Genomic DNA, 14,702 nt, shown 5'->3' with positions numbered 1-14,702 from the left:
CATGCTCAGAGACGGCACCTTCTACAAATCCCGCCCGGCCGAACCGGCCGCAGCACGACCCGCTCACCCTTGACGAAAGACATAGAGGCACCCCCAGGCCGCATCACCTGGCCGCCTCCTCCTTGAACCACCACACGGCTGCGTCTTCTGGAGATTGCGGGTTCACGCCGGCAATGCGCTCGCGAACCGGGTCCGAACCCGATCCGAGACGCGGGCAGTTCGACCCAGGACCGTGCTGAGCCCAGGACATCCGGCGGAAACGTGGTCGATCGGCGCAGAGGCGCGCAAGTCACCCCTGCGTCACTGCCCGAGAGGCAGAGACACCGAACATCGGCTACCAGAGAGGACACTCGACAATGCACAACACCATCGAGGCACAGGCTCCTACGCAGCAGGCGCCGGAAGCTGATCTCCTCGTCCCCCTCCACCTGGATTACGGCATGTCGGTATCGAACGAGACTCCGTTTCCGGGGGCCGTGACCCTGGACGAGCGCCGGCAAATCACCCTGGTGGACGGCGTCCCGATCATCGAGAGCGGGCTGATCGTGCGCATGGCCATCACGTCCTCCGACGTTCACTCGGACGGACAACAGGGCGCGATTGACCAAGGCCAGCCGGACGACGCCACCCCCAATGCCTGACCCGCGAATCCTCGTTGCCACCGGCTCGTTCGACGCCACCGCCGATTTCGTGGTCGAGGAACTCAATCGACGGGGTATTCCGCTCGCACGGATCGACACCGGCGCGTTCCCGGACTCGGTGGACCTGTCGGCGACGTTCGGGCAGGACGGCTGGCGCGGCCGACTCGCGGAGGGTGCCAGGACCGTGCGCCTGGAAGACCTGCGTGCGGTCCTCTGGCGTCGCCCGTCGAACTTTCCGGCGGGCAGTGTCGAGGCGGGCCCCTCTCGGGAGTTCGCCTCGCGGGAGGCCCGTAGCGGCATGATGGGCGTGCTGTACTCGCTCCCCGACGTTGCATGGGTGAACCACCCTCTCGCGATCATGGCGTGCACCAAGCCTGCGCAACTTGCCGCGTTCGCTACGGCCGGTCTACTCGTTCCGGCCACCTGGATCGGCAATGTCCCGCAGGATCACGGCAGCTTCTGTGCGAAGGAATCGGCCGTATCGAAGACGCTCGGCCCGATTGCCTACGACGGCCCCGAGGGGTACCAGGTGCTGTACGTCGCGCGGGTTCCGCCGGAGCATTACGGGCACCCGCGAGCGCGAGCGACTGCCAACTTCCTCCAACACGAGATCCGCGACAAGGTGGTCGAGTACCGGGTGGCCGTAGTGGCGGACCGCCTGTTCATCAGCGAGGCGCACTCGTCCGTGCCGTACCTCGACGTCCGCGCGGCCGGCCGGGACGCGGTCACCTACACGCCGGGGACGCTGCCGGAGGCGGTACGGACGGGCATTCGTACCGTAACCCGCGGCTTCGGTCTGGTGTTTGCCGCATGGGACCTCGTACAGGACGCCACGGGCACCGTTTGGGCACTCGAAATGAACCCGAACGGGCAGTGGGCCTTCACACCCGACCGCGACGACATCTGCCGGGCCATCGCCGACTGCTTGGAGGAGGCCGCAACCACATGACGACTCTCGAAGGAGAAGAAGCAGTCCTACGGCGCATGGCCATGGTTGACGCGTTGATCGCCGGTGGCCACGCGCTCCGGCATGAAGTGGCCGACGCGTTCCGGGAGGAGCCGCGCCACGTCTACGTACCCCGGTTCACGCGCCGTCGTCGGGTCGAAGACGGCTCGTGGGTGTCCGAGGAGGTGGATCGCAGACACCCGGATTGGCTCGACGAAGTCTACCGCGACCAGGTGCTTCTCACCTCGACCTGGCCCAGCATGTCCTCGTCCACGGTGCCTTCGCTCATGGCCGACATGCTCGATGCGCTCGATGTGCGGCGCGGGATGACGGTGACCGAAATCGGCACGGGGACGGGATACAACGCGGGCCTTCTGGGTCGGCTCGCGGGAGACGAAAACGTCCTCTCCATCGACGTTGCCCCGGAACTGGTCTTCGACGCCCGAGCCGCACTCGAAGCCACCGGGCATGGCGAGATCACCGTTGTCTGCGGCGACGGCGGAAGCGACAGCGTGGTCAAGCCCGACAGCACCGATCGACTCATCGCGACCTGCGGAGTGAATCGTCTCCCGGCCGCGTGGCGCCGGGCCGTTCATCCCGGCGGACTCATCGTCGTTGCACTCGGCGCCGGCGTCGCCGTCCTCGACGTCGACGAGGAGCACGGCGTCCAGGGCCGGTTCCTTTCGACCGGGGCGTACTTCATGAGTCTGCGCCCGGCCGACGGCGCGCCGTTGATGGGGCGTCCCGACGACCCCAAGGGGCCTGCGGAGCCCTGCGCGATGCCGGTGACGGCCTGGGAGGACAGCGAGTTCACGTTCCTGGTCTCGCTGTGGCCGAGTCCGGACGAAGTGCTGACCGATGCCTCATCACCGGGTGTGCTTACCCTCTGGCACCGGGATGGCTCGATTGCGACCATCACCGCAGAGGGAATCGCACGCCAAGCGGGGCCGCGACGGTTGGCCGATCTACTGGGCCACATCTGGGGTGACTACCAGGCGCATGGGCGACCGTCGCGCAGTGCGTATCGAATCGCGGTCGCCCCCGACGGGACACACGCCGTGTCGGTCGAGTGCACTGGAGGGGAGTGGGCGCTTTTCCCGCCCTACGCCGGATAGCGGCTTGGTCGAGCTGCGTAGCCCCCGCTTCGGCGGGGGCTACGTGCAGTTCCCCACGGCCGACGGCACGGCGGCCGGTGATGACAGTGCGGTCGCCGGGCTCGGCCGATTGCGCAGGAAGGCCCGAGCCGTTCAGCCCTCCGTCAGTTCCGTGCCCGGGAGGCCGAATTCCTGGTTGAGGCGGTCCCAGAAGCCGTTGCGCAGTGCGCGGCGCAGGTCCTCGTGTGGGCGGAGCGAATATTGCAGCACGCTCTCCGCGTCCACGAGCAGGCCCCGGTCGATCGCCTGGGGCAACATCGGGCCCGGCATCAGGTCGGCGAGGTTCTCCCGGCCGCGCACCACCAGCCAGCGCTTGGCGATCTCCTGGCCGATCCGCCATGCCTGGTCGGCGGTCGGCGGGCCGCCCGGCTGGACCGCGAGCGCGCCGGCGTGCGACGGCGGCAGCATCACCGGTGTCACGCACGTCTCGCAGAACTCGCGATGCAGCATCCGGGTGACGTCGGCCTCCCACACCAGCGGGTCGGCCTGGTTGGTGCCGTATGCCGGCTCCACACCCCACAGGTGCACGCGTACGCCGTAGGACTGCGCGGCCTCGACCGCCGAGACCAGGTCCTCGTCACCGCTGATCACCACGGCGTCGTCGATCGCGTGGTTGCGCGCCAGCGATTCGAGGTCGCTGCGGATCAGCGAGTCGACGCCCTTCTGCTGGTTGTGCGCGTTGAGGTTGCCCAGCCGGACCTTGACGTCGGGCAGCTCGGCGATCTGCCGCTGCTCCACGGTGTGCACCCGCTCGCGCGCCCCGTCGTACCAGTACACCCGCAGCAGTCGACCCTCCGGGAAGACCCGGCGCGCCTCGTCGATCAGGCCGGTGATCAGTTGTTCGGCGTCCACCCGGAAGGCGCGACGCTCGGCCGAGCCGGCCACCAGCAGGCCCATCGCCGCGTACACGTAGCCGACGTCGACGAACAGCGCGTGCGTACCGAAGTGCAGGGGCGGCGAGACGGACTGGACCAGTACGGCCGGTCGGGTGAACGGTTCCGCCAGGTCCGGCAGCGGTCCGGGTCCGGCTTCGAAGCCTGCGACCGGATGGTCCTCGAGCGGACCACCGTGCTCGGCGCCGAGGTCCCCGCCGGATTCGTGCACCACGGCGCCGAAGACGGCCGTCGCGCCCGTCCGGACGTCGTCCTCTCCCGGATCGTGCAAAGTCTCTCGTCCTCCCATGGCCGCTGCTGCTCGATCGGCGTCCGGCCGATGTGTCAGACCGGCATTGTCCTATGCCGGTCGCTGTCGCGTCCTCGCTTGCTCGGCGCGTGATGTCGCGTCATGCGTCACGTGTAACCCGGGGAAAGTCAGGAAAGGAACATTTCAGTCAAGGGAATGCTATCGGTGTGACCGCTGTTGTTCAGTGTGGTGCCGGTAGTGACCCCTGCCGGGTCTTTGCCGATCCGTACGGATCCCGGCACCCAATCCTTGTAGACGAGGCCGTAGCACCATTCGGCCCCGTGCGACTTCGGACCGGAGGGAAGGGAGACGCGTATGCGTTACCGAATCACGAACCTCAGCCGAGCCCAGGAGAAGACCGGGTCCAACCCGGTCAGCTGCGCTGCCGACATCGACACCGTGCAAGCGGCTCTCAAACGAGCCGAGGCATACGGCGAGCGCCTGTACATCCGCCCCGTCAAGGTGGCGGAAGCCGGCTGATTGCGTGAACCGAGGGCGCTTCCCCGTGTGGGGGAAGCGCCCTCGCCATGTCCACAGGCCCTCGGGCTCGGCTCAGTGGCCTCGGGCCACCCAGGCGTCGTAGTCCTTCGCCTCCGCGCCGATCGTCGTCTCGTCGCCGTGCCCGGTGAGCACGCGGGTGCCCTCGGGCAGCGCGAGCAGGCGAGCCTTGATCGAATCGAGGATCACCGGGAACGACGAGAACGAGCGCCCGGTGGCACCCGGGCCACCCTTGAACAACGTGTCGCCGGAGAAGAGCACACCCGGCTCCGGGGCGTACAGGCACACCGCGCCCGGCGCGTGGCCGGGGGTGTGCACCACCCGCAACTCGGTGCCCGCGACGGTGATCACCTCGCCGTCGGCCAACGCGGCGTCCGGCGCGCGGTCCGGGTACACCACGTCCCACAACATCCGGTCCCGCGGGTGCAGGTGGATCGGCGCACCGGTGAGTTCGGCCAACTCGGCGGCGGCGTTGATGTGGTCGTTGTGGCCGTGGGTGAGCACGATGCCGGTCACCGTACGATCGCCCACCCGGGCCGCGATGGCCGCCGCGTCGTGTGCGGCGTCCACGACCACCACCTCGCGGTCGTCGCCGACGATCCACACGTTGTTGTCGACGTCGAAGTCCTGGCCGTCGAGCGAGAAGACGCCCGAGGTGACCACGTGGTCGATCCGCGTCACAGGATCACCACCGAACGCAGCACGTCGCCGTGGTGCATCTTCTCGAACGCGGCCTCGACGTCCTCCAGGGTGATCCGCTCGCTGACGAACGCGTCCAAGTCGAAGCGCCCCTGGCGGTACAGGTCGATCAGCGTCGGGAAGTCGCGCGAGGGCAGGCAGCCGCCGTACCAGGACGACTTGAGCGCGCCGCCGCGGCCGAACACGTCGAGCAGCGGCAGTTCGATGGTCATCTCCGGAGTGGGCACACCCACCAGGACCACGGTGCCGGCCAGGTCGCGGGCGTAGAACGCCTGCTTGTAGGTCTCCGGGCGGCCGACCGCGTCGATCACCACGTCCGCGCCGAAGCCGCCGGTCAGTTCGCGGATCGCCTCGACCGGGTCGCCGGCCTTCGAGTTCACCGTGTGGGTGGCGCCGGCCCGGCGCGCCCACTCCAGTTTGCGGTCGTCCAGGTCGACGGCGATGATCCGCGCCGCGCCCGCGAGCCGCGCACCGGCGATGGCCGCGTCGCCCACGCCGCCGCAGCCGATCACCGCGACCGTGTCGCCACGCCCGACGTTGCCGGTGTTCATCGCCGCGCCCAGGCCGGCCATCACCCCGCAGCCGAGCAGGCCGGCCGCGGCCGGGTCCGCCTCGGGGTCGACCTTGGTGCACTGTCCGGCGGCGACCAGTGTGAGTTCGGCGAACGCGCCGATGCCGAGCGCGGGGCTCAGTTCGGTGCCGTCTTCCAGCGTCATCTTCTGCTTCGCGTTGTGCGTGGCGAAGCAGTACTGCGGACGGCCGCGTCGACACGCGCGGCAATCGCCGCACACCGCACGCCAGTTCAGGATCACGAAGTCGCCGACGGCCACCTCGGTGACGCCCTCGCCGACCGATTCCACGACGCCGGCGGCCTCGTGGCCGAGCAGGTACGGGTACTCGTCACCGATGCCGCCCTCGCGATAGTGCAGGTCCGTGTGGCACACGCCGCACGCCTGGACCTTCACGCGCGCCTCGCCCGGACCCGGGTCCGGCACCACGATGGTCTCGATCGAGACCGGTGCGCCCTTGCCGCGCGCGACGACGCCGCGTACCGACTTGCTCATGTCCTCCGCCTCTCCCCAACCGCTGGATGCTCCGCTTCGCACCTTATGGCTTCGCCTCGATGAAGCCCCGGACCCCGTCCGCGCACGGTTGTACGGCGATCGCGGACAGCAGGAGGCCGGAGAGTCGGATCATCGAAACCACGCCGCCTCCTTGACCACGAGAGCGTGACGAAGGACGAGCCGTAGATGGCGACGTCGAACCGGTTCACGGGGTGATGGGTCGTGCTCCCGTTGCCAGCTCCGTGATCGCCCTGTACGAGTCAGGATCTGTGGTGTTTTCTCCGAGATCGATCGTTTTGCGGGTGCCGTGGTAGTCACTCGAACCGGTGGTGATCAGCCGCAGTTCGCCCGCCAGCCCGCGCAGGTGCGCCCGCATCGCGTCGTCGTGATCCATGTGGTCCACCTCGACACCGGCCAGACCGGCATCGGCCAGTTCGGCGATCGTGGCGTCCGAGACGGTCCGGCCGCGCCCCACCGCACCGGGATGGGCGAACACCGCGACCCCGCCCGCGCCGGCGATCAGTCGGACGGCGTCGATCGCGTGGATCTCGTACTTCTCGATGAACGCCCGCCCGCCGTCCTTGAGCCACTCGGCGGTGAACGCGCCCGACACGTCCGCGACCACGCCCGCCTCGACCAGCGCGGTGGCCACGTGCGGCCGACCCACCGCGCCGCCGCCCGCGATCTCTTCGACCCGGGCCCACGTGATCGGCGCGCCGAGTTCGCGGCAGCGCTCGACCATCGCCTCGGCTCGGCGGACCCGGTCGGTGCGCACCAGTTCGCGGGCCCGGGCGAACTCCGGTTCGGTCGGGTCGAACAGGTAGCCCAGCATGTGCAGGCTGATCCCGCCCTCGGCCACACACGAGATCTCCGCGCCCCGGACCAGGGTCAGCCCGTCCGGCAGCGCCTCGACCGCGGCCGTCCAACCGGCGGTGGTGTCGTGATCGGTGAGCGCGACCACGTCCAGACCGGCCGCGCGTGCCTTGACGACCAGTTCGGCGGGCGTGTCGGTGCCGTCGGATGCGGTGCTGTGGGTGTGCAGGTCGATGCGCACGCTGACCTCGTCTGCCGGGAGGGTCGATGGACGCTCCCGACCCTAACGACCTCGGCCGAGCGCCTTCATGGGGCGGCCGTCCGGTCCGGGCGGCCGCCGTTCCGCTCGCGGCGCCCGTCGCGGTCCCGTCCGCGCGCCTTCGGGCGCGGGCCCTTTCGTCCCGGAGCGGTCAGAACTCCAGCAGTTGCGGGGACAGCGCGCCGCACGGCAACAACTGCAACTCGGCGCCGGCGTCGCGCAGATCGGTGAGCACCACGTCGTCGTAGACGAGATGGCCCGCCTTGCCCGGCCACAGGATCGCCCACAACCACAGGCCCATCGCCTCGCCCGCGTACACCGCGCGGTCGGCCGGTGCGTCGATCACGCACCACAGCGGGGTCGGCCGACCGGCCGCCATCACCTTCGCGGGCGCGGACTTGACGAAGTCGGCGCCCGGGTCGGGCCCGGTCAACCCGGCGTACCGGGCGCCGAGTCCGACGCCCACCTCCTCGGCGATCAGCAGCAGTTCGCCGCGTCCGCCCAGCGGCGCGGGACCCGTACACGCCACCGCCACCGCCCGTGAGCCGTCCCGATCGTCGCCCGCGTGCGCGACGCCGGTGTACAACCAACCCACCGGCAGCGGCCACGGCAGCCAGACCGGGACCCTCGAGCGGCGCACCACCGCGTCCAGCGCCTCGACGCTGGGTGGCACGACGGGTTGCAGCGGGGGAACGGCGCCATGGATCTCGCACTCCCACGTCTGTGAGAACAGACCCGGAGCGCGGACCCGGCCGCCGCAGCGGGGGCAGCTCGGCTCGCCCTTCATAGGACTAGACGGTCCACTGCCCGGGGCCCCGCGTCAAGGACGATCACTCCTTCGGTGCGCCCACACCCCCGACCGGCGTACGGGAGCGCCAAGGCGTGTCCTCGATCCCCCGTCGGGCTCCGCGCGTGAGCGCGGCGAGGGAGCCCGAGGGGCGGATGGGGTGTCGGGCGTCGTGGAGCCCGACGGGGGATCGAAGACTCCCCTGCGCGCCGGGTCGCGCGCCCTCGCGCTGCCGGGCGCCGCGCGGCCTGCGGTCGATGTCCCGCTGCACGTCGGCGCCGGGGACTAGGCTCGGCAGGCATGCGGCTCATTTCCTGCGTCGGCGCGATCGTCCTCGATTCCGAGGGGCGGGTGCTCCTGGTGCAACGCGCGAAAATGCCGGGCGAGGGGCAGTGGTCGCTGCCCGGCGGGCGGGTCGAGGACGGCGAGACCGACGCGGTCGCACTCGCCCGCGAGATGGTCGAGGAGACCGGGTTGCAGGTGACCGTCGGACCACTGGTCGGGTCGGTGCTGCGGCCCGCGCCCGGCGGTGGGACGTACGAGATCAGGGACTACGCGTGCACGCCGCACGGCGGGGCGCTGCGCGCGGGCGACGACGCGGACGCGGTCCGGTGGGTGGCCACCGGCGAGCTGAGTCGGCTCGACCTGGTCGACGGACTGCTCGACGCGTTGCGCGAGTGGAACGTGCCGGGGGTGGCGTGAGCGGCGACCACGCGCGGCTGCTCGTGGTCGGCTCGATCAACGCCGACCTGGTGGTCCGGGTGCCCCGGCACGCGCGGCCGGGCGAGACGGTTCTGGGCGGCGACCTGGTCGTGCACCCGGGCGGCAAGGGCGCCAATCAGGCGGTCGCGGCGGCCCGGTTGGGCGCCGACGTCGCGTTCGCCGGGCGGGTGGGCGACGACGACCACGGCCGGATGTTGCGGGCGACGCTGCGCCGGGAGGGCGTGCGGACCGACGCGACGCGTACCGTCCCCGGCGCCTCGGGGGTGGCCTTGATCACGGTGGACGACGCGGGCGAGAACACCATCACGGTGGCGCCCGGGGCGAACGGGCGATTCGGGCCGGCGGACGTTGCCGACCTGGCACCGGCGATCGAGGCCGCCACGGTCGTCTCGCTCCAGTTGGAGATCCCGCTCGACACGGTATGGGCGGTGATCCGGTGCTGCGAGGCCGCGGACACCCGGGTGGTGCTGAACCTGTCGCCGGTCGTGGCCGCGGACGTCCTGACGTCCGCGTCGGTGTTGCGGGTGTGCGATCCGCTGGTGCTCAACGAGCATGAGGCGAGCGTGACGACGGGCGCGGCGGCGGGCGACGCGGGCGAGGCGCTGAAGGTGTTGCGCGCGCTCGATCCGCGTCCGCGTTCGATCGTGCTCACCCTGGGCGGCGGCGGCGCGCTGGTCGCGGTCGGCGACGCGGAAGCGGTACACGTGGCCGCGCCGAAGGTGGCCGCGGTCGACACCACGGGCGCGGGCGACGCCTTCACCGGTGCGCTCGCCTGGCGGCTGGCGGCCGGCGACGATCCGGTCGCGGCGACCCGGTATGCGGTTCGGGTGGGCGCGGCGGCGGTCCGGAGCGCGGGCGCCCAGTCGTCGTATCCGACGGCGGACGAACTGCCGTAGGGCGAAGGCCACGCGGACCGCGAAGGCGCCTTGGGACGCGTAGGCCGCCTCGGGACGCGGAAACGGGCGGGCCGCGCCGTCCCTGGGCGACCCGCCCGCGTTCGATTCCGGGGGCGAACCCCGGGTCGGTGCCGATCGGCGAGCGATCAGCCCTCGATCAATTCGGGGCGTCCGGGCTGCTCGCCACCACGCTTGTCGCCGTAGCTCTCCTTGGGCACCATGACCTTGCGCTTGAACACGCACACGAGCGTGCCGTCCTGCTTGTAGCCCTTGGTCTCCACGTACACGACGCCGCGGTCGTCCTTGGACTTCGACTCCCACTTGTCCAGCACCAGCGTCTGCCCGTAGATGGTGTCCCCGTGGAACGTGGGTGCCACGTGTCGCAACGACTCGATCTCCAGGTTGGCGATCGCCTTGCCGGAGACGTCCGGCACCGACATGCCGAGCAGCAGCGAGTAGATGTAGTTGCCCACCACGACGTTCTTGCCGAAATCGGTGGTGTTCTCGGCGAAGTTGGCGTCCATGTGCAGCGGGTGATGGTTCATCGTGAGCAGACAGAACAGGTGGTCGTCGTACTCGGTCACGGTCTTCCCGGGCCAGTGCTTGTAGATCGCACCGACCTCGAACTCTTCGTAGTAGCGGCCGAACTGCATGTCGGTCCCCTCTCACCTGGTGGCACATCGATCAGGACGTTCGCGTCCGACGATCGTCGAGCCCCGGTCGGATACCCGCCCGGATGGGTCGGGTGACGACGGCTCGGCGAGTGCGTCGGCGGATGGCTTTGAGGATAGGGACGTTACCGGTGGGTCAGTAGAGGCGTACCAGTGACGTAGGTCATGGGGTGTGGCGACGTCGACAGGTGCGACCGGAGTCGTCCGGATCACCGGGGACGCGTGGTCGCGGACCGGCGCTCCCACCGTTCGCCGCGTGTGGTCGGGCCGGTCAGCCCTTCCGAGCCGCGTAGTACACGTTGAGGAAGTCGCCCTCCAGGGAGTGGCTCTCGATGTCGGTGAAGCCGACGCTCGTGAGCGCGGCGCGGGCGGCCTGTCGGCCCCACACCGTGCCCAGGCCCTCGCCGCCCTCACCCAGCGAGACGGTCATGCAGTAGAAGACCGAGAACGTGTACAGCCCCGGACCCAGGGGATGGTCGAGGTTCTCCTCCAAGCGGCTGGAGGCGTTGACCTCGCCCATCAGGAACACGCCGTCCTCGCGCAGCGCGTCGGAGATCGCCGCCAGCGTGCGGGTCGGCCGGGCCAGGTCGTGGATCACGTCGAACGCGGTGATCAGGTCGTGCGAGCCGAGCGGCTCGGCCGCGTCGACCACCGCGAACTCGGCGTTTTCCAAGCCCAGTTGCTCGGCCTCGCGGCGCGCGGCGGCGATGCCCTGGGTGGAGATGTCCACGCCCTTGACCCGGCTCTTCGGGAACGCCCGGGCCAGCACGTTCACCACGTGCCCCTGACCCGTCCCCACGTCCAGCACGTCGATACCCGCCGTCAGGCGCTCGGTCAGCCCGGGCACCATCGGCAGTACGCCCCGCACCAGCGCCGCGTCCCAGATCCGGCCGGACTCCTCGGCCTGGAGCGCCTGGAAGCGCGGATAGGCCGAGTACGGCACGCCGCCGCCCTGCCGGAACGCGTTGACGACCTGCTGCTCGACCTCACCCATCAGCGCCAGGTACTGGGTCAGGCCGGCCAGGTTCTCCGGCCCGGCCGCACGGGTCAGCGACGCCGCGTGCTCGGGCGGCAACCGATACGTGGCCGTCTCCGGGAAGTACTCGACGATCCCGCCGACGACCATGCCGCCCAGCCACTCGCGCACGTAGCGCTCGGTCAACCCGCAGGACCGGGCGATCTCCTCGCTCGTCGCGGCCGGCATCCCGGCCATCGTGTCGAACAGCCCGGTCTGGTGGCCGACGCTGGTCAGGAAGGCCAGACAGGCGTCGTCGAAGATGTCGAGCATCCGTCCCGCGAAGGCTTCCCGTCGCGCGGGGTCGACGTCGATGACGGTCATGGCAACTCCCGATCGGTCGGCTCGACGGGAGCCGCCGTGGGTGCGCGAACCCCTGTCCATCCGGGGTGTGGTCACCCGGGATGTCCGGACACCGAGAGCACGGGCGACGCCCGCGGGGACACAAATGTCTCCTTTGCCACGCTACGCCCGATCCGACGGGTTCGAGGCCCCGGACCCGCCGCCGCTCGGGTCCGGGTTCAGGCCCGATCCGCGTACGCCGGCACGCTCACCCAGAAGTCGGCCAGGGCCGCCGCCGTGGCGTCGGGCGATTCCACGTTGGGGGAGTGGTGCGTGTCCGGGATCACCACGTGCGGTACGCCCAGGCGCTCGGCCATCTCGGCCTGCCAGGGCAGCGGCCACGCGTAGTCCTCGACGCCGGAGACCACCAGCGCGGGCAGGCCGGCGGCCACGAGCGCGGCCAGTTCGGCCACCCGGTCGGGTTCGGTGCGCAGTTGTTCGGCCATGCCGAGCAGGCCCTCGGGGGTGGTGCCCAGCCAGCGGGCGTGCACGAATTCGGCGATCACCGGGTCGGCGGGCGGCAGCAGACCCTCCTGAAGTTCCACGGCCCGCATCGCGTCCCACACCTCCTGCCGGGAGAGCACCGGGAGCACCTCCTCGAGCAGCAGGAGCCGGGTGATCTCGTCCGGGCAGATCGCCGCCGGGCCGGTGCTCATCAGGGTCAGCGAGGCCAGCCGGTGCGGCGCGCGCAGGGCCACCGAACGGCACACCAGGCCGCCGAAGGAATGCCCCACCAGATGGATCGGTTCGCCCGGGGCCACCGCGTCGGCGATCGCGAGCACGTCCGCCACGAGCGCGTCGCGGGTGTACGCCGCCGGATCCGTCGGACCCTCGGTCTCGTACTGGCCGCGCTGGTCCACGGACACCGTATGGAAGCCGCGTCGCGCCAGCGGGTCGCCGAGCGCGATGAAGTCCTCCTTGCTGCCGGTGAACCCGGGCACCAGCACGGCGGTGCCCAGGCGCGGCGCGGCGGTCGGCGGGGCGGACTCCAGGACGGCGAATCGTCCGCGCCCGGTCGCCAGGCGACGGGAGCGGACGGTCCCGGGCAAGGTCAGAAAGCGTGGCGTACTCACGCCTTCGAGCCTACTTACCCGCAGGTACGACAATGGCCTCCGCCGCGAAGCGCGGACGTGATCGTCCACACTCAACACCGGAGGCCGTCGGCTTCATGTTCGAGCCGATCTTCGAGCCGGCCGTCGAGCGTCGGCCCTCGTGGGTCAGCCCTCGTCGGTCGCCACGGCGCCGGCCTCGGCACCCTCGGGACGGCGACGGGTGCGACGACGGCGACGGCGCGGCACGCGCTCGCCGTCCGCGTCCGCGTCGACGGCCGGGCCGTCGGCGGGAGCCGCCTGGGCAGGCACGGTCGACGGTTCGACGAACGTCGCGGTCGGGTCGAGCACGACGGCCTCGCCGGTCTCGCCGTTGACGCGACGGCGACGGCGCGAGCCCGGTGCCCGACGGCGGCTGGGGTCGCTCGCCTCGGCGTCGGCCGAGGACGGGCCCGAGGCGGCCGGCCCGGACGCGGCGGGACCGCTGCGGCTGCGCCCACCGGTGCCCTTGCGGCCCGAGTTGCCCCGGCTGTTCTTGCCGGTCTCGCCCAGGTCCTCGACGTCCTCCGCGCCCAGGCCCGCACGGGTGCGGTCGGCGCGCGGCAGCACGCTGCCCACGGTGGTGGGGATGTCCAGGTCGGTGAACAGGTGCGGCGAGGTCGAGTAGGTCTCGACCGGTTCGGCGAAGCCCAGGTCCAGCGCCTTGTTGATCAGGCTCCAGCGCGGGATGTCCTCCCAGTCCACCAGTGTCACCGCGGTGCCGGAGGCGCCCGCACGGCCGGTGCGACCGATCCGGTGCAGGTAGGTCTTCTCGTCGTCGGGGCACTGGTAGTTCACCACGTGGGTGACACCCTCGACGTCGATTCCGCGGGCCGCGACGTCGGTGGCCACGAGCACGTCCACCTTGCCGTTGCGGAACGCGCGCAGCGCCTGCTCCCGCGCACCCTGACCGAGGTCGCCGTGCACGGCGGCGGAGGCGAAGCCGCGCTCGGCCAGGCCCTGGGCCAGGTCGGCCGCGGTGCGCTTGGTCCGGCAGAACACCATCACCAGGCCGCGCCCGTTGGCCTGGAGTACCCGGGCCATCAGCTCGGGCTTGTCCAGGCCGTGCGCGCGGTAGACGCGCTGCTGGACCGACTTGACGGTGGCGCCCGCGTCGTCCGGCTCGGACGCGCGGATGTGCGTGGGGCGGCTCATGTAGCGGCGCGCGAGGGTGATGATCTGACCCGGCATGGTGGCCGAGAACAACATCGTCTGGCGGCGGGCCGGGAGGCGCTCGACGATCTTCTCGACGTCGGGCAGGAAGCCCAGGTCGAGCATCTCGTCGGCCTCGTCCAGCACCAGCATCTTGACCTCGGACAGGTTCACGTGACCCTGTCCGACCAGGTCCAGCAGTCGACCCGGGGTGCCGACGACGACGTCGACGCCCTTCTTGAGCGTGTCGATCTGCGGCTCGTACGCCCGCCCGCCGTACACGGCCAGCACGCGCACGTTGCGCAGCTTGCCGGCGGCCTGGAGGTCGTTGGTGACCTGTACGCACAGCTCGCGCGTGGGCACCACGACCAGGGCCTGCGGCGTACGCCCGGCAACCGTGCCGGCGGGCGCGCGGCCCGCCTCGATGTCGGCCGCGACGGTGATCCGCTGCAGCAGCGGGATGCCGAAGCCGAGGGTCTTGCCCGTTCCGGTCTTGGCCTGGCCGATCACGTCGTTGCCGGACAGGGCGACCGGAAGGGTCATCTCCTGGACGGGAAAGGCCTCGATGATGCCGAGCGCCTCGAGGGCCTCGGCGGTCTCCGAAAGTACTCCGAGTTCGCGAAAAGTTGTCAGGGGTCCAGCCTCTTCTGTGTGTTTGGGGGCCGTCCGTACCGAAAGCGGGTCGAGACCATGGCGCCCACCGAAATTGCGGGGCGCTCCACGGGACCTCTCGCCTTCGGGCGGCCACCCGAGCGGGTCGGTCGGAGCCAGT

General features: G+C 70.8%; 15 protein-coding genes. 6 read left to right on the top strand and 9 right to left on the bottom strand.

Annotated elements, in window-relative coordinates; all coding sequences use genetic code 11:
- The first annotated feature begins 356 nt into the window (after positions 1-356).
- Genes ACZ4FV_RS40690 through ACZ4FV_RS40680 form a run of 3 tightly spaced genes read left to right on the top strand, consistent with a single transcriptional unit; the run spans position 357 to position 2,702 of the window.
- Positions 357-641, top strand: coding sequence for a hypothetical protein (locus ACZ4FV_RS40690; RefSeq protein WP_402230438.1), 285 nt, complete (start codon positions 357-359; stop codon positions 639-641).
- Positions 601-1,590 carry an MvdC/MvdD family ATP grasp protein gene (locus ACZ4FV_RS40685; RefSeq protein ID WP_402230441.1) on the top strand — a complete coding sequence of 330 codons (990 nt, stop codon included), beginning with the start codon at positions 601-603 and terminating at the stop codon, positions 1,588-1,590. Before ACZ4FV_RS40690 ends, ACZ4FV_RS40685 begins: the two co-directional genes overlap by 41 nt.
- Complete coding sequence (locus tag ACZ4FV_RS40680) at positions 1,587-2,702, top strand: methyltransferase domain-containing protein (protein ID WP_402230443.1); 1,116 nt, start codon at positions 1,587-1,589, stop codon at positions 2,700-2,702. The genes ACZ4FV_RS40685 and ACZ4FV_RS40680 overlap by 4 nt, the downstream gene beginning before the upstream one ends.
- A 132-nt stretch (positions 2,703-2,834) precedes the next feature.
- On the opposite strand, the gene ACZ4FV_RS40675 is transcribed toward ACZ4FV_RS40680, so the two are convergent.
- Positions 2,835-3,923: an NYN domain-containing protein gene (locus ACZ4FV_RS40675; protein ID WP_395866338.1), complete on the bottom strand. Its 1,089-nt coding sequence runs from the start codon at positions 3,921-3,923 to the stop codon at positions 2,835-2,837.
- Between the two features lie 315 nt (positions 3,924-4,238).
- Between ACZ4FV_RS40675 and ACZ4FV_RS40670 the strand changes: the two genes are divergently transcribed.
- Positions 4,239-4,403: a hypothetical protein gene (locus ACZ4FV_RS40670; RefSeq protein WP_395866336.1), complete on the top strand. Its 165-nt coding sequence runs from the start codon at positions 4,239-4,241 to the stop codon at positions 4,401-4,403.
- 72 nt (positions 4,404-4,475) lie between these two features.
- On the opposite strand, the gene ACZ4FV_RS40665 is transcribed toward ACZ4FV_RS40670, so the two are convergent.
- The 4 genes from ACZ4FV_RS40665 to ACZ4FV_RS40650 form a co-directional block, all read right to left on the bottom strand.
- Positions 4,476-5,102 carry an MBL fold metallo-hydrolase gene (locus ACZ4FV_RS40665; protein WP_395866334.1) on the bottom strand — a complete coding sequence of 209 codons (627 nt, stop codon included), beginning with the start codon at positions 5,100-5,102 and terminating at the stop codon, positions 4,476-4,478.
- Positions 5,099-6,184, bottom strand: coding sequence for an S-(hydroxymethyl)mycothiol dehydrogenase (locus tag ACZ4FV_RS40660; RefSeq protein WP_465325736.1), 1,086 nt, complete (start codon positions 6,182-6,184; stop codon positions 5,099-5,101). The genes ACZ4FV_RS40665 and ACZ4FV_RS40660 overlap by 4 nt, the downstream gene beginning before the upstream one ends.
- Before the next feature lie 205 nt (positions 6,185-6,389).
- The gene (locus ACZ4FV_RS40655) at positions 6,390-7,238 is read right to left on the bottom strand and encodes a PHP domain-containing protein (protein ID WP_395866330.1); all 849 of its coding nucleotides are present in this window, start codon (positions 7,236-7,238) and stop codon (positions 6,390-6,392) included.
- A gap of 169 nt (positions 7,239-7,407) precedes the next feature.
- A complete protein-coding gene (locus tag ACZ4FV_RS40650; protein ID WP_395866328.1) occupies positions 7,408-8,043 on the bottom strand; it encodes a DUF6758 family protein in 636 nt (211 codons plus the stop codon).
- Between the two features lie 300 nt (positions 8,044-8,343).
- Between ACZ4FV_RS40650 and ACZ4FV_RS40645 the strand changes: the two genes are divergently transcribed.
- Positions 8,344-8,745, top strand: a complete 402-nt coding sequence (locus tag ACZ4FV_RS40645) for an NUDIX hydrolase (protein WP_395866326.1) — start codon at positions 8,344-8,346, stop codon at positions 8,743-8,745.
- Complete coding sequence (locus ACZ4FV_RS40640) at positions 8,742-9,662, top strand: ribokinase (RefSeq protein WP_465325731.1); 921 nt, start codon at positions 8,742-8,744, stop codon at positions 9,660-9,662. Before ACZ4FV_RS40645 ends, ACZ4FV_RS40640 begins: the two co-directional genes overlap by 4 nt.
- Positions 9,663-9,808: 146 nt before the next feature.
- Here the strand turns inward: ACZ4FV_RS40640 and ACZ4FV_RS40635 are convergent, their stop codons facing one another.
- The 4 genes from ACZ4FV_RS40635 to ACZ4FV_RS40620 all read right to left on the bottom strand — a co-directional run bounded on the left by ACZ4FV_RS40635 (position 9,809) and on the right by ACZ4FV_RS40620 (position 14,473).
- Positions 9,809-10,315 (bottom strand): MaoC family dehydratase, encoded by a 507-nt coding sequence (locus ACZ4FV_RS40635; protein WP_395866322.1) that lies wholly within the window; start codon positions 10,313-10,315, stop codon positions 9,809-9,811.
- A 289-nt stretch (positions 10,316-10,604) separates the two neighbouring features.
- A complete protein-coding gene (locus ACZ4FV_RS40630; RefSeq protein WP_465325729.1) occupies positions 10,605-11,672 on the bottom strand; it encodes a class I SAM-dependent methyltransferase in 1,068 nt (355 codons plus the stop codon).
- Between the two features lie 197 nt (positions 11,673-11,869).
- Positions 11,870-12,763: an alpha/beta fold hydrolase gene (locus ACZ4FV_RS40625; RefSeq protein ID WP_465325727.1), complete on the bottom strand. Its 894-nt coding sequence runs from the start codon at positions 12,761-12,763 to the stop codon at positions 11,870-11,872.
- Positions 12,764-12,907: 144 nt separating this feature from the next.
- A complete protein-coding gene (locus ACZ4FV_RS40620) occupies positions 12,908-14,473 on the bottom strand; it encodes a DEAD/DEAH box helicase (RefSeq protein WP_395866316.1) in 1,566 nt (521 codons plus the stop codon).
- Between the last annotated feature and the right edge of the window lie 229 nt (positions 14,474-14,702).

Source organism: Embleya sp. NPDC025285 (genome assembly GCF_055558835.1).
The sequence above is the reverse complement of the archived record's forward strand: the minus strand, read 5'-3'. Positions and strand labels throughout refer to the sequence as shown.

Bases quoted from the DNA above. Each gene is read 5' to 3' on its own strand.
- ACZ4FV_RS40650 (WP_395866328.1), bottom strand. From the start codon at position 8,043: ATGAAGGGCGAGCCGAGCTGCCCCCGCTGCGGCGGCCGGGTCCGCGCT.
- ACZ4FV_RS40675 (WP_395866338.1), bottom strand. From the start codon at position 3,923: ATGGGAGGACGAGAGACTTTGCACGATCCGGGAGAGGACGACGTCCGG.
- ACZ4FV_RS40660 (WP_465325736.1), bottom strand. From the start codon at position 6,184: ATGAGCAAGTCGGTACGCGGCGTCGTCGCGCGCGGCAAGGGCGCACCG.
- ACZ4FV_RS40690 (WP_402230438.1), top strand. From the start codon at position 357: ATGCACAACACCATCGAGGCACAGGCTCCTACGCAGCAGGCGCCGGAA.
- ACZ4FV_RS40680 (WP_402230443.1), top strand. From the start codon at position 1,587: ATGACGACTCTCGAAGGAGAAGAAGCAGTCCTACGGCGCATGGCCATG.
- ACZ4FV_RS40645 (WP_395866326.1), top strand. From the start codon at position 8,344: ATGCGGCTCATTTCCTGCGTCGGCGCGATCGTCCTCGATTCCGAGGGG.
- ACZ4FV_RS40620 (WP_395866316.1), bottom strand. From the start codon at position 14,473: ATGACCCTTCCGGTCGCCCTGTCCGGCAACGACGTGATCGGCCAGGCC.
- ACZ4FV_RS40635 (WP_395866322.1), bottom strand. From the start codon at position 10,315: ATGCAGTTCGGCCGCTACTACGAAGAGTTCGAGGTCGGTGCGATCTAC.
- ACZ4FV_RS40630 (WP_465325729.1), bottom strand. From the start codon at position 11,672: ATGACCGTCATCGACGTCGACCCCGCGCGACGGGAAGCCTTCGCGGGA.
- ACZ4FV_RS40670 (WP_395866336.1), top strand. From the start codon at position 4,239: ATGCGTTACCGAATCACGAACCTCAGCCGAGCCCAGGAGAAGACCGGG.